The sequence below is a fragment of the Bradyrhizobium oropedii genome (genome assembly GCF_020889685.1).
GTDB classification, from domain to species: domain Bacteria; phylum Pseudomonadota; class Alphaproteobacteria; order Rhizobiales; family Xanthobacteraceae; genus Bradyrhizobium; species Bradyrhizobium oropedii.
Genome location: NZ_JACMYO010000221.1, coordinates 1 through 12,530, shown reverse-complemented (window position 1 = coordinate 12,530; position 12,530 = coordinate 1). Strand labels below are relative to the sequence as shown.

General features: G+C 64.6%; 10 protein-coding genes. 4 read left to right on the top strand and 6 right to left on the bottom strand.

Translation table 11 applies throughout. The features are described 5' to 3' along the window. The coding region (locus H8A95_RS37305; protein ID WP_229187608.1) for a LysR family transcriptional regulator at window positions 1-591 on the bottom strand (591 nt) is incomplete at its 3' end. A gap of 118 nt (window positions 592-709) precedes the next feature. Here H8A95_RS37305 and H8A95_RS37300 point away from each other — a divergent pair. Continuing rightward, a complete protein-coding gene (locus tag H8A95_RS37300) occupies window positions 710-1,699 on the top strand; it encodes a zinc-dependent alcohol dehydrogenase family protein (RefSeq protein WP_229187607.1) in 990 nt (329 codons plus the stop codon). Window positions 1,700-1,813: 114 nt separating this feature from the next. Here H8A95_RS37300 and H8A95_RS37295 read toward each other — a convergent pair whose 3' ends face one another. Continuing rightward, on the bottom strand, window positions 1,814-3,286 hold the full coding sequence (locus H8A95_RS37295; RefSeq protein ID WP_229187606.1) for a protein adenylyltransferase SelO: 1,473 nt from the start codon (window positions 3,284-3,286) through the stop codon (window positions 1,814-1,816). Window positions 3,287-3,482: 196 nt separating this feature from the next. Between H8A95_RS37295 and aspS the strand changes: the two genes are divergently transcribed. Further along, a complete protein-coding gene (gene aspS, locus H8A95_RS37290) occupies window positions 3,483-5,357 on the top strand; it encodes an aspartate--tRNA ligase (RefSeq protein ID WP_229187605.1) in 1,875 nt (624 codons plus the stop codon). Between the two features lie 147 nt (window positions 5,358-5,504). Here the strand turns inward: aspS and H8A95_RS37285 are convergent, their stop codons facing one another. Further along, a complete protein-coding gene (locus H8A95_RS37285) occupies window positions 5,505-7,520 on the bottom strand; it encodes a hypothetical protein (protein ID WP_229187604.1) in 2,016 nt (671 codons plus the stop codon). A gap of 223 nt (window positions 7,521-7,743) precedes the next feature. Between H8A95_RS37285 and H8A95_RS37280 the strand changes: the two genes are divergently transcribed. Together H8A95_RS37280 and H8A95_RS37275 are read left to right on the top strand one after the other, a co-directional pair. Beyond that, a complete protein-coding gene (locus H8A95_RS37280) occupies window positions 7,744-10,053 on the top strand; it encodes an NADP-dependent malic enzyme (RefSeq protein WP_229187603.1) in 2,310 nt (769 codons plus the stop codon). A gap of 155 nt (window positions 10,054-10,208) precedes the next feature. Further along, entirely contained in the window at window positions 10,209-10,661 is a 453-nt protein-coding gene (locus H8A95_RS37275; RefSeq protein WP_163151140.1) for a DoxX family protein, read from the top strand. Window positions 10,662-10,715: 54 nt separating this feature from the next. On the opposite strand, the gene H8A95_RS37270 is transcribed toward H8A95_RS37275, so the two are convergent. The 3 genes from H8A95_RS37270 to H8A95_RS37260 all read right to left on the bottom strand — a co-directional run. Then, window positions 10,716-10,991, bottom strand: a complete 276-nt coding sequence (locus H8A95_RS37270) for a hypothetical protein (protein WP_229187602.1) — start codon at window positions 10,989-10,991, stop codon at window positions 10,716-10,718. Window positions 10,992-11,099: 108 nt separating this feature from the next. Beyond that, the gene (locus H8A95_RS37265; protein ID WP_229187601.1) at window positions 11,100-11,657 is read right to left on the bottom strand and encodes a dihydrofolate reductase family protein; all 558 of its coding nucleotides are present in this window, start codon (window positions 11,655-11,657) and stop codon (window positions 11,100-11,102) included. Window positions 11,658-11,676: 19 nt separating this feature from the next. Further along, window positions 11,677-12,530: polysaccharide deacetylase family protein (locus H8A95_RS37260; RefSeq protein ID WP_229187600.1), on the bottom strand; the 854-nt coding region annotated here is incomplete at its 5' end.

The window sequence follows — 12,530 nt, the reverse complement described above, 5'->3', positions numbered from 1 at the left end:
CCCCAGGCGGCGATAGACGATCGCCTGATGCCGGCCGAGCTCGTCGAGCGCGCGCGGCCTGCCGTGGGCTTTTAGATAGGCGCGCGAGCCGCACACCACCATGCGCTGGCGTGCGATGCGCCGCGCGATCACGCCGGACGGCGCGGTGAGATCGCCGGTCCTGATCGCAAGGTCGTAGCCGCCCTCCATCAGGTCGGCGACCGGATCGCCGAACGCAAGATCGAGCTCCAGCGCGGGATATTTCTGCGCGAGCTTGAGCAGCGCGGGGACGACGCAGCGGCGGCCGAGCAGCGCTGGCATCGTCACCCGCAGCCGCCCGCGCGGTTCGGACAGTTGATCGGCCGCAAGCGCGTCGGCGGCTTCCGCCTCAGTGAGCACTGCGCGGCAACGATCATAATAGGCTTGTCCGAACTCGGTCAGGCTCTGACGCCGCGTGGTGCGGTGGAGCAGGCGGACACCGAGGCGATCCTCGAGAAAGCGGACATGCTTGCCGACCATCGGGCCGGACATCTCGAGCGCCTCGGCGGCGGCCGCGAAGGAGCCGAGATCGACCGCCCTGAGGAAGACGGCCATGCTGGTGAGGCGGTCCATCATTCGAAACTCCCAGTTTTGACTGTTGGGTCTGGACGATGATTTATCTGCTCAATTCGCCCTGGCATAGCTCATTCAATTGAACTGTTTTGCAATTCAACTGTCTGGAGTGCAGCCAATGGCTCGTGTCGTTCGTTTTCATCAACTTGGCGGTCCCGAGGTGCTGCGCATCGAGGACGTTGCGATCGAGCCGCCCGGGCGCGGCGAGATCCAGATCCGGATCAAGGCGCTCGGACTGAACCGCGCCGAGGCCTTGATGCGCAGCGGAACCTATATCGAGACGCCGCCGCTGCCGTCCGGCCTCGGCCTCGAGGCCGCCGGCCTCGTCGAAGCGATCGGCGAGGGCGTCGGCGGTTTCGCGCCGGGGGATGCCGTCAGCATCGTGCCGCCGATCTCGATGGCGCGGTGGCCGGCCTATGCCGAACTCGCCAACTTCCCGGCCGAGCTGGTGGTGAAGCATCCGCCGGCGCTGGGGTTCGAGATGGCGGCCGCGGTGTGGATGCAATACCTCACGGCGTACGGCGCCCTGATCGACGTTGCGCGGCTTGTCCGAGGCGAGTTCGCCGTGATCACGGCGGCATCGAGCAGCGTCGGGCTCGCCGCGATCCAGATCGCCAATCGTATCGGTGCAATCCCGATCGCGGTGACGCGGAGTTCAGCCAAGGCGCAGGCATTGCGCGATGCGGGCGCCGCGCATGTGATCGCGTCCGAGGAAGAGGATCTGCAGTCAAGACTGGAGCAGATCGCGGGTCCCGACGGCGTTCGTGTCGTGCTCGACCCGGTCGGTGGCCCTGTCTTCGTGCCGCTGACGGCAGCGATGGCGCACGGCGGCATCCTGATCGAGTATGGCGGGCTCAGCCCCGAGCCGACGCCGTTTCCGCTGTTCACTGTGTTGAGCAAGAGCCTGATCCTGCGCGGCTACCGCGTGCATGAGGTTGTGCAGGATCCGGCGCGGCTCGCGGCGGCGAAGGCGTTCATCCTCGACGGGCTTGCCGAAGGGGCGCTGAAGCCGGTCATCGCCAGGACGTTTCCGTTCGAGGAGATCGTCGCGGCGCATCGGTTTCTGGAGTCGAACACGCAGTTCGGCAAGATCGTGGTGACGGTGTGAAGCAGAGCGGATGCTTCGCCGCGTCATTGCGAGCGGAGCGAAGCAATCCATCGGCCGGCATGCACGGATGAATGGATTGCTTCGTCGCTTTGCTCCTCGCAATGACGGGGTTGGTTATGTCCCGCAGAACGTCTGCGTCACCATCTGCTCGGGCAGCGGCGGATCGGCGTAGGCCGCGAACTGCGCCTGGTCCTCGTAGGGCTTTGCCAGCACCGTCAGCAATTCCTCGAACGGGGTGTAGTCGTCATTGTTGACGGCGGCCGCAATCACCGCCTCGATGCGATGGTTGCGCGGGATGAAGGCCGGGTTGACGGCACTCATCGCGGCCCTGCGCTCGGCCGCGCTCTGCGGTTCGAGAGCAAGGCGCGTGCGCCAGCGGGCGGCCCATTCATCGAACGCTGCGGGACCGGTGAACTGCGCGCGGACGTCGGCGGCGTCTTCCGCTGCGGCATCCCCGAGATGGCGGAACGTCAGCGTGAAGTCGGCAGCGTTCTTCGCCATCGCATCGAGCAGATCCTGGATCAGCGCCTCGTCGCCGTCGCGCGCGGTGAACAGGCCGACCTTGGCGCGCAGCCCGGCCTGATAGGCCGCGGTGAATTTTTCGGGGAATTCGCCGAGGATCGTCTGTGCCTGCTCGATGGCCTTTTCCTGCTCGTCGGCGAACAGCGGCAGCAGGCACTCGGCGAGCCGGGTCAGATTCCACAGCGCAATGCGCGGCTGGTTGGCATAGGCGTAGCGGCCCATCTCGTCGATCGAGGAGAACACCTGCGCCGGATTGTAGGCATCGAGGAAGGCGCAGGGGCCGTAGTCGATGGTCTCGCCGGAGATCGAAGTGTTGTCGGTGTTCATCACGCCATGGATGAAGCCGACCAGCAGCCAGCGCGCGACCAGCGCAGCCTGCCGCGCCACAACGCCGGCGAGCAGGGCGTGATAGGGCTGGGCGGCGTCCTTCAGCTCGGGATAGTGCCTGGCGATGACATGGTCGGCCAGCGCACGCACGCCGTCGGTGTCGCCGCGGGCGGCGAAGAACTGGAAGGTGCCGACGCGGATGTGGCTCGCGGCAACGCGGGTCAGCACCGCGCCCGGCAGCGCGGTCTCGCGCATCACGGGCTCGCCGGTGACGACGGCAGCCAGCGAACGGGTGGTCGGGATGCCCAAGGCGAACATCGCCTCGCTGACGATGTATTCGCGCAAGACCGGACCCAGCGCGGCGCGGCCGTCGCCGCGGCGGGAGAACGGGGTCGGGCCAGATCCCTTGAGTTGGATGTCGCGGCGGATGCCGTTCTTGTCGATGACCTCGCCGAGCAGGATGGCACGGCCGTCGCCGAGCTGGGGCACGAAGTGCCCGAACTGGTGGCCCGCATAGGCCATCGCGATCGGGTCGGCGCCGTCAGGCAGCTGCTTGCCGGCGAGGATTTCGGCGCCCTCCGGCGTCGATAGCAGGTCCGGATCCAGCCCGAGCTGGACCGCGAGCGGCCGGTTCAGCCTGATCAGCCGGGGGGCGACCACCGGGGTCGGCGCGACGCGGGCGAAAAAGTTCGCCGGCAGCGCCGAATAGGTGTTCTGGAACGGGAAATGGATGGTCATATCCCGAAGATAGGCCTGCGGGCCGAATAGGCAAACGATTGGCGCCGGACCGCCGCAGAATCTGCAGTTTCGGGGCGAAACCGGCCGTTCCATTGGTTGCCGCACCCGGCCTCGTCGGGTAAACCCTCGGCAACTTCGGACAGGGCATTTTGGCCCTGTCGCGATTGGACCCTCCGACATCAGTTTTGGAACGAATATGCATCGCTACCGGTCACACACATGCGGCGCGCTCCGTGAGAGCGATATCGACCAGACGGCCAGGCTGTCAGGCTGGGTCCACCGGGTCCGCGACCATGGCGGCGTGCTGTTCGTCGATCTGCGCGACCATTACGGCATCACCCAATGCGTGGCCGATCCGGACTCGCCGGCGTTCGCCGAGGTCGAGAAGTTCCGCTCCGAGTGGGTGGTGCGGATCGACGGCAAAGTGCGCCGCCGTCCCGCCGGCACCGACAATCCGGAACTGCCGACCGGCCTGATCGAGATCTACATCAAGGAGATCGAGGTGCTGGGCCCGGCGGCCGAGCTGCCGCTGCCGGTGTTCGGCGAGCAGGAATATCCTGAAGACATCAGGCTCAAATACCGCTTCCTCGACCTGCGTCGCGAGAAGCTGCACCAGAACATCATGACCCGCGGCGCGGTGGTCGATTCCATGCGCAAGCGGATGAAGGAGCAGGGCTTCTTCGAATTCCAGACCCCGATCCTGACGGCGTCGTCGCCGGAAGGCGCGCGCGACTTCCTGGTGCCGTCGCGCATCCATCCCGGCAAGTTCTACGCGCTGCCGCAGGCGCCGCAGCAGTACAAGCAGCTCTTGATGATGTCGGGCTTCGACCGCTACTTCCAGATCGCGCCGTGCTTCCGCGACGAGGACCCGCGCGCCGACCGCCTGCCGGGCGAGTTCTATCAGCTCGACGTTGAGATGAGTTTTGTCACCCAGGACGATGTGTTCGCGGCGATGGAGCCGGTGATCACCGGCGTGTTCGAGGACTTTGCCAAGGGCAAGCCGGTGACCAAGAACTGGCCGCGGATTCCGTTTGCCGAAGCCGTGCGCAAATACGGCTCCGACAAGCCCGACCTGCGCAACAAGATCGTGATGCAGGACGTCTCCGAGTACTTCCGCGGCTCCGGCTTCAAAGTGTTCGCGCGGATGCTGGAAGACCCGAAGAACCAGGTCTGGGCGATCCCTGCCAAGACCGGCGGTAGTCGCGCGTTCTGCGACCGCATGAACTCGTGGGCTCAGGGTGAGGGGCAAGTTGGCCTGGGCTACATCTTCTTCGCACAGGAGAAGGGTCCCGAGGCTGGCAGCGTACGTGAATCGATTATGGAGGCTCTCCGACAGGAAGGGCATCCAGACGTGGCCAAATGGATGGAGCTCCAGGACTTAGTTGTCGGTAAAGGTCCGGTCGCCAACAATCTAGGGCAGGGGCGGACCGAGGTCATGCGCCATCGTTTGGGTTTGGAGGCCGGAGACGCTGTCTTCTTCGTCGCGGGCGACCCGGAAAAGTTTTGGAAGTTCGCCGGCCTTGCCCGAACGAGACTCGGCGAGGAGCTGAACCAGATCGACAAGGATCGCTTCGAGCTCGCCTGGATCGTCGACTTCCCGATGTACGAGTATGACGAGGAGAACAAGAAGGTCGACTTCTCGCACAACCCGTTCTCGATGCCGCAGGGCGGCCTCGATGCGCTGAAGTCGCAGGATCCGCTGACCATCAAGGCGTTCCAGTACGACATCGCCTGCAACGGCTACGAGATCGCCTCCGGCGGCATCCGCAACCACAAGCCGGAAGCGATGGTGAAGGCGTTCGAGATCGCAGGCTATGGCGAGCAGGAAGTCGTCGACCGCTTCGGCGGCATGTACCGTGCGTTCCAGTACGGCGCGCCGCCGCACGGCGGCATGGCGGCCGGCCTCGACCGCATCGTGATGCTGTTGTGCGGCACCAACAATCTGCGCGAGATCTCGCTGTTCCCGATGAACCAGCAGGCGATGGACTTGCTGATGGGCGCGCCGTCGGAAGCAACGCCGAAGCAGCTCAAGGAGCTGCACATCCGGACCAACCTGCCGGCGAAGGGGTAGCTCGGTCCGCAGTCCGCAAAACTCGTCATGCCCGGGCTTGTCCCGGGCATCCACGTCTTTGGTTTCCACCTGAAGAAAGACGTGGATGGCCGGGACAAGCCCGGCCATGACAACGTGGAGAGTGCGTTGCCCCAATAGGGCAGGAGTTCACAACCCCGTCGACGCCTCGATCTTGAATTGCGCCAGCGCCGATTGCGGATCGGTCTTGAGCAACTGCATCAATTGAAGCGCCGGCGCCTTGGCGCGCGGGGTCAGCTTGATGACGAGCGTCTGTCCCGGCGTCTCGATGAACTGGCTGATGGCGGTGACGAGGGCGGTGGCATCCGGATTGGCTGCGCCGATCGCATCGCTCTGCGCCTTGATGCTGTCGAGGATGGCCTTGCGCGCTTCGTCGCGGCCGACGTTCTGGGTGCGGGCGAACTGGGCGACCGCGAGGTCGATGACGCCGAGGTCGTGGACGACAAGCTCGATCGTGCCGGCCTCGATCTGCGCGGCCGCGCCCATGGACTCCGCAGCACTGGTCGAAAACGCCTCGCGCGGAACGTTGGCGAGCGCGACCTTCGCCGATGCGTGCAGCAGGCCCGCCATGTCGAGCTTGACCGGCTCGAGCGCGAACGCGCGTGACGCCTCGGTCCAGGCAGCACCGAGATCGGCATCGATCGCCATCCGGTCGATTCCGGCTGCGACAAGCGCTTGCTGTTGCGGATCGGTTGCATCCAGCGGCGCCGCCATCTTCGCGACCAGCCGCAGCTTGCTCGGGATCGGTCCGACGAACTGACCCCAGTCGAGACTGAGGACATCGATGTTGACCGGCTTGCCGGTCGCCTTGTAGGGCGAGGTGACAGCCTTGACCTCGACGCCCTCGATCAGCGGGAGCAGCGCCAGCGCCTGTTCAGGCGACGGCTTCTGTCCAGCGAACTGCGCCGAGAGCCGCATGAGGCTCGCGACATCGAGCGACTTCAGCGCGAAACGTCCGACCTTGAAAGGGCCGTTCTGGGCATTGCCATCAAGTCCCTCGACCGCAAGCTCGCCGATCTTGCCGTGTTCGAAGTTGAAGCGCATCGAGGCAAGCTTGAGCGGGCCTTTCGGCGTCTCGATCGAGAACCCGTGCATCTCGGCATTTCCGATGCCGGCACCCGAATAGAGGCCAGCTACTTTTTCCAACAGCTCGCGCGCCTGCGCCGGGCTCGGCGGTGCGGTCCCCTGCGGCGGGATCATCGCCAACAGCGCCGGCAGTTGCATCCGCGACGGATTGATCCTGACGTCGTCGACGGTGACGCCCTCGATCCGCATGTTCATACCAGGCATGGCGGCGACGTCATCAGTCTTTGCTGTTATCACATAGGGACCAGCTGAAACGTGCCCCTGAACCCGATAGTCCCTGTCGTCGTTGGCCTTGGCCGGATCGAATATCGCCGCCATCGCGCCGACGTCGATATCGGTCGCGACCATATTCGCAAGATCGCCGGTCGTCTTGAGCGCCTTGCCCGCTACCTGCGAGTTGATCGTGAACGTAACCTTGTCGGTCTTGCTGGAGGCGATCTTTCCGTCCTTCATACCTTCGATGGCAAGGCCCGAATAGTCGAACGTGCCGCCGGCGCCGTCACCGGCATGTGCTGCAGCGCCGAAGGTCATCGTTCCCGTCAATGTGGGCGCGGTCACCGATGAGGCGTTGATGCTCGCGAGCTGGGCCAATGCGAACCGGTACAGCTCGAAGATCGACGACGAGGCCGGAAGCTGAGGCAGTCCGGCGGGACCGGAATATTCCTTCACCGTGATCCGCGGCACTTTGTAGGTCAGGGAGGCGGTCGTCGCGGTCGGTCCCCCCGTCACGCCGATCTCGACATCATTGAATGCGACGTTGTCGGCGGAGACCCGCGCGGCCTCCGGCTGACCGAGGCCCGTCATCGTGAGGCTGGCAATCTTGACGTTAACAGGGGATTGCGCGCCCGACTCGGTGGCGATGTCCGAAATCGTCAGGGTGCGGCTCTTGGTGTCGAAGGCGATCTTCCCGTGGCTCGCCTTGGCGCCGCCGGCACGGATCTGCTCGAAGGCGGCCTCGACGTCGCGCGTAACCCGGCGCTGGGCATAGAAGTCGAGACCGAAGTAGCCGCCGGCCGCGACAACTGCGACGGCGACCAGGCCGAGCAGAATTTTCTTCATTCGGTCAACTCCGGATCATCAAGGGAAAAAAATTGCCAAGCGGCGGTCGGAAGGTGCAGCATCGATGAATGGGCCCGCCCGGGCCTGTTGACGGGGACATTATCGGATGTTGCATCCAAGCGGCTGGACATGCTTCACATCCAGCTCGATTTGCCGGACAACTGACTTTTGCCTGGATTAGCACAGAAACAAGAAATTTGGGCCGGAAACGCGGGGAGCACGTATGTCGTCATCGTCTGAAGAACTCCATAACGCCGCGCTCGCCTATCACCGGCTGCCGCGGCCGGGCAAGCTCGAGATCCAGGCGATCAAGCCGCTCGCCAACCAGCGCGACCTGGCGCTGGCCTATTCGCCCGGCGTAGCCGCCGCCTGCACCGAGATCGCCAAGAACCCGGCCGAGGCGGCGACGTTGACTGCTCGCGCCAACCTGGTGGCCGTGGTCTCGAACGGCACCGCCGTGCTCGGTCTCGGCAATATCGGTCCGCTGGCCTCCAAGCCCGTCATGGAAGGCAAGGCGGTGCTGTTCAAGAAATTCGCCGGCATCGATGTGTTCGACATCGAGATCAATGCCAACACGATCGAGCGCGTGGTCGAGACCGTCGCCGCGCTGGAGCCGACCTTCGGTGGCATCAATCTGGAGGACATCCGCGGGCCGGAGTGCTTCGAGATCGAGGGGCAGCTCAAGGAGCGCATGAAGATCCCGGTGTTCCACGACGACCAGCATGGCACCGCCATCATCGTCGCCGCCGCGATCGTCAACGGGCTGCTGTTGAACGGCAAGCAACTGTCCGATGTGAAGATCGTCTGCTCCGGCGCCGGCGCCGCTGCGATCGCGACCCTCAATCTCCTGGTCTCCATGGGCGCGCAGCGCAAGAACATCTGGGTCTGCGACATCGACGGCGTGGTCTATGATGGCCGCAACACCACGATGGACCGCTGGAAGGCGGTCTATACGCAGAAGACCGACGCGCGTGTGCTGGCCGACGTCATTCCGGGCGCGGACATCTTCATCGGGCTGTCGGCGCCGGGCGTGCTGAAGCCTGAAATGGTCAAGCAGATGGCCGACAAGCCGCTGGTGATGGCGCTTGCCAATCCGGTGCCGGAGATCATGCCGGAAGAGGCGCGCGCGGCGCGGCCCGACGCGATGATCTGCACCGGCCGGTCGGACTATCCGAACCAGGTCAACAACGTGTTGTGCTTCCCCTTCATCTTCCGCGGCGCGCTCGACGTGGGCGCCACCGCGATCAACGAGGCAATGAAGCATGCCGCGGTGGATGCGATCGCGCAGCTCGCGCGCGATCCGCCGTCGGATGCGGTGGCGCATGGCTTCGAAACCGGCGAGACCCAGGGGTTCGGTCCGGGCTCGCTGATCCCGAGCCCGTTCGATCCGCGCCTGATCCTGCGTATCGCGCCGGCTGTCGCCAAGGCCGCGATCGAGTCCGGCGTCGCGACCCGGCCGATCACCAATTTCGACGAATACGCCGCCAACCTCGAACGCTTTGCGTTCCGCTCCGGCCTGACCATGAAGCCGGTGTTTGCCAAGGCGAAGACCCAGCCGGTGCGCGTGATCTACGCCGAAGGCGAGGACGAGCGCGTGCTGCGCGCGACGCAGGTGGTGCTCGAGGAGAAGCTGGCGCGGCCGATCCTGGTCGGCCGTCCGTCGGTGGTCGAGACGCGGATCAAGCGCTTCGGGCTGTCGATCAAGGCCGGCCGCGACTTCGATCTCGTCAATCCCGAGGACGATCCGCGCTACCGCTCCTATGTGCAGTCCTACATCGACGTCGCCGGCCGGCGTGGCGTCACGCCGGAGGGCGCACGTACCGTGGTCCGCACCAACAACACGGTGATCGCAGCACTTGCGGTGTCGCGCGGCGAGGCCGATGCGATGCTGTGCGGCGTCGAGGGCCGCTACATGAGCCACCTGCGCCACGTCCGCGAGATCATCGGCTTCCTGCCGGGTGTCAGCGACTATGCCGCGTTGGCGCTGATGATCACCTCCACCGGCGCCCATTTCCTCGCCGACACCCAGGTGCGGCCGAACCCGAGTGCGGAGGAACTGGCGGAAGTGGCATCGCTCGCGGCGATCCACGTCCAACGCTTCGCCTTCAAGCCGAAGGTCGCCTTCGTGTCACATTCCGACTTCGGCAGCTATGATACGGATTCCTCGCGCAAGATGCGGCGGGCCACCCAGCTCCTGAAGGACAAGCATCCGGAGATCGAGGCGGACGGCGAAATGCAGGGCGACACCGCGCTGTCGGCCGTGGCGCGGCGGATGGTGCTGCCGCAATCGCGGCTCGAAGGCGAGGCCAACATCCTGATCATGCCGAACCTCGACGCCGCCAACATTGCCTATCAGATGATCAAATCGCTGGCCAACGCGTTGCCGGTGGGGCCGATCCTGATCGGTCCGGCGCGCCCGGCGCACATCCTCACCCCCGGCGTGACGGCGCGCGGCATCCTCAACATGACCGCGGTTGCCGCGGTCGAGGCACAGGAGCGGGCCGGTCGCGCGCAGCCGACGCTGTTCGGCTGACGGGGTTGTTTGAGCACGTTATGTTCGGAAAACCGCAGCGCTGTTTTCCGGATCGTGCTTGAGCCGAGATGGATTCGATTTGATCGAAACAGGCGGGGCGGCCATAATCGTTCCGCCTGCTTCGTCCGATTTCCGCCATCTAGTGAGGCCGACCCATGCCAGCGTTCATCACCTTCGGACGGATTCTGTTCGCCGTGCTGTTCCTCTATTCAGGAGCGAGCAAGCTGTTCGGCATCCAGGCAACGGCGGATGTGATCGCGGCGAAGCTGACGATCCCGGCCATCGCCGCGCCCTACACGCAGCAGATCGAAACCTTCGTCGGGATGCCGTTCATGCAGTTGCTCGCGATCACCATCGGTGGCTTCGAGATCCTCGCCGGGCTGATGATCGCGGTGAACCTGCTGGCGCGGTTCTTCGCGCTCCTTTTGATCATCTACGTGTGCGTCGTCACCTTCTACTTTCATGATTTCTGGAACCAGCCGGCGCCTGACAACTTCAGAACCCTGATCGATGCGCTGAAGAACCTGTCGCTGATCGGCGCGCTGTTCATCATCGCCGGCTACGGCCGCGGCCCGCGCCGCGACGACCCCGCGTATGGGGACGTATAGGCATCGGCATATTGTGGCGGAAGCGTCGCAGCGGTAGTAACGCTAGTCAATTATCTACAGATGCGTTTTGAGGTACCGAAACAGCAGCCCTCCACCAAGGAAATAGGGGATCATGATCCACACGAGGCGATAATATCGGCGCCGAAGTATCCTCCCCCTTTCGTTGAGTTCATCGCGCGCTGGCATTCCTCGAAGCAACCAGTGCTTCCACTTGGAGACGCCCGCCAAGACATTCACCCGCACCTCCTTGCCAAGAATCCAAATCCAGAACCCCAAAATCATGAAACCGATAACCCAGCACGCTTGAAGGAGATCAAACCAAACCGGCATCTAAGTCTCCTCCGGCAAAGCTGTTCAAGTTTCTCTCGACGTCATTCCAGCCGATTGGATCTCGAACAGGGAGCGGCGGGTTACGCTTAGCCAGCTCGCTCTACAATGCTATCCCGCGCGCCGCCACGGCGTCACGCTGACGTCCTGCTTCTGGTCGATGAGCTGCGACGCGCCGGCGTGAAGGCCGTGTGCAGCGAGCACCTGCTGCGGAGTGCGGGCAGGGACGCCGGGAAAGCACGGCTCGCCGTCGGGGATGCGCACTTTCGATGCGACAGAGAGCCAGAACGTGTCGTAGCGGTCCATGAACATGCCGAACACGCCGGGGCCGCCGATGACGGCAACCATGCCTGATGTCACGCCGGCCTCGCGGCTCGCGGTCTCGAACGGGCAGCCTGCGGGATTCCACAGCAGCGCCTTCGGATTATCAGGGTCGGGCGCGGTGGTCGCGACCTTGGTTGTCAGGATCAGGCGAGGCCGCTTCGGGGCGTTCGGCTGCTCTTCCTGGGAGTGACGGCCATGCACGACGAGGTCGGCACGGTCGAGCGCTGCGGTGAAGAACCGCTTGTCGCCCTCGATCTTGAGATCGTCGGGCATCACATTCCGCGCATTCGCCAGCCGGCCGTCGGCAGATGCGATGACGAAACCCTCGATACGCAACGCAGACACCAGGACGATGACCGGCGGTCTACTGATCGACCGTGGTGACGACGCTGTTCACCGGCCGCGAGCTCACGGTCGGCAGCTTGACGTCCTTGGCGAGCTCCTGCTCGTATTGCGGCAGCACCGTCGCCGGGAATTTCGCGCGCATCGCGACCACCTTGTAGCCGCCGGCCTTGAGCTGCGTCAGCAGCGTCGGCAGGGCTTCCGCGGTGTGCTTCTGGAAGTCGTGCATCAGGATGATGCCCTTGCCGAGCTTGGCGAGCTTCTTCATCACGGTGTCGATCACCTGTTGCGAGTTCTTCGACTTGAAGTCGAAGGAGTCGAGGTCGCAGGAGAAGATCGCGATGTTGCGGTTGCCGAGATAGGTCACCATTTCTGGCGGATGTTGCAGCGCCGGGAAGCGGAAGAACGGCGAGGGTGAGGTCTCGAGCGCCCACTTCACCGCGGCAAGCCCACGTTCGATCTCGTCCTTCTTCTGATCTTCGGTCAGCTTCTTGTTGTTCAGGTTTTCGTGCGACCAGGTGTGCGAGCCGACGGTGTGGCCGGCGGCATAGACCTGCCGCAGGATTTCCGGATGGTAGGTGGCGTGCTTGCCGATCGGGAAGAAGATGCCCGTGGTGCACTCGTCCGCCAGCGCCTTCAGCACAGCCGGCGTGTTGCCCGGCCACGGACCGTCGTCGAAGGTCAGCACCACCTCGTGGTCGCGCAGGAAGTCGAGCTGTTTGAAGTGCTCGAAGCCGAAGCCGGGACCGCCTGTCGTGTCGATCTCGACAGTGCGGGCGACGCCGAGCGCATTCGGATTGTTGCAGGCAGCGCGGGCCGGCTGCGGCGCTTGCTTCGGCGGCACTGCGGCGGCCGCAGGAGCGGCGGCGGCAGGCG

Excerpts from the sequence above, each read along its gene's own strand:
- aspS (WP_229187605.1), top strand. The coding sequence starts at position 3,483 with ATGCATCGCTACCGGTCACACACATGCGGCGCGCTCCGTGAGAGCGAT.
- H8A95_RS37275 (WP_163151140.1), top strand. The coding sequence starts at position 10,209 with ATGCCAGCGTTCATCACCTTCGGACGGATTCTGTTCGCCGTGCTGTTC.
- H8A95_RS37285 (WP_229187604.1), bottom strand. The coding sequence starts at position 7,520 with ATGAAGAAAATTCTGCTCGGCCTGGTCGCCGTCGCAGTTGTCGCGGCC.
- H8A95_RS37280 (WP_229187603.1), top strand. The coding sequence starts at position 7,744 with ATGTCGTCATCGTCTGAAGAACTCCATAACGCCGCGCTCGCCTATCAC.
- H8A95_RS37295 (WP_229187606.1), bottom strand. The coding sequence starts at position 3,286 with ATGACCATCCATTTCCCGTTCCAGAACACCTATTCGGCGCTGCCGGCG.
- H8A95_RS37300 (WP_229187607.1), top strand. The coding sequence starts at position 710 with ATGGCTCGTGTCGTTCGTTTTCATCAACTTGGCGGTCCCGAGGTGCTG.
- H8A95_RS37270 (WP_229187602.1), bottom strand. The coding sequence starts at position 10,991 with ATGCCGGTTTGGTTTGATCTCCTTCAAGCGTGCTGGGTTATCGGTTTC.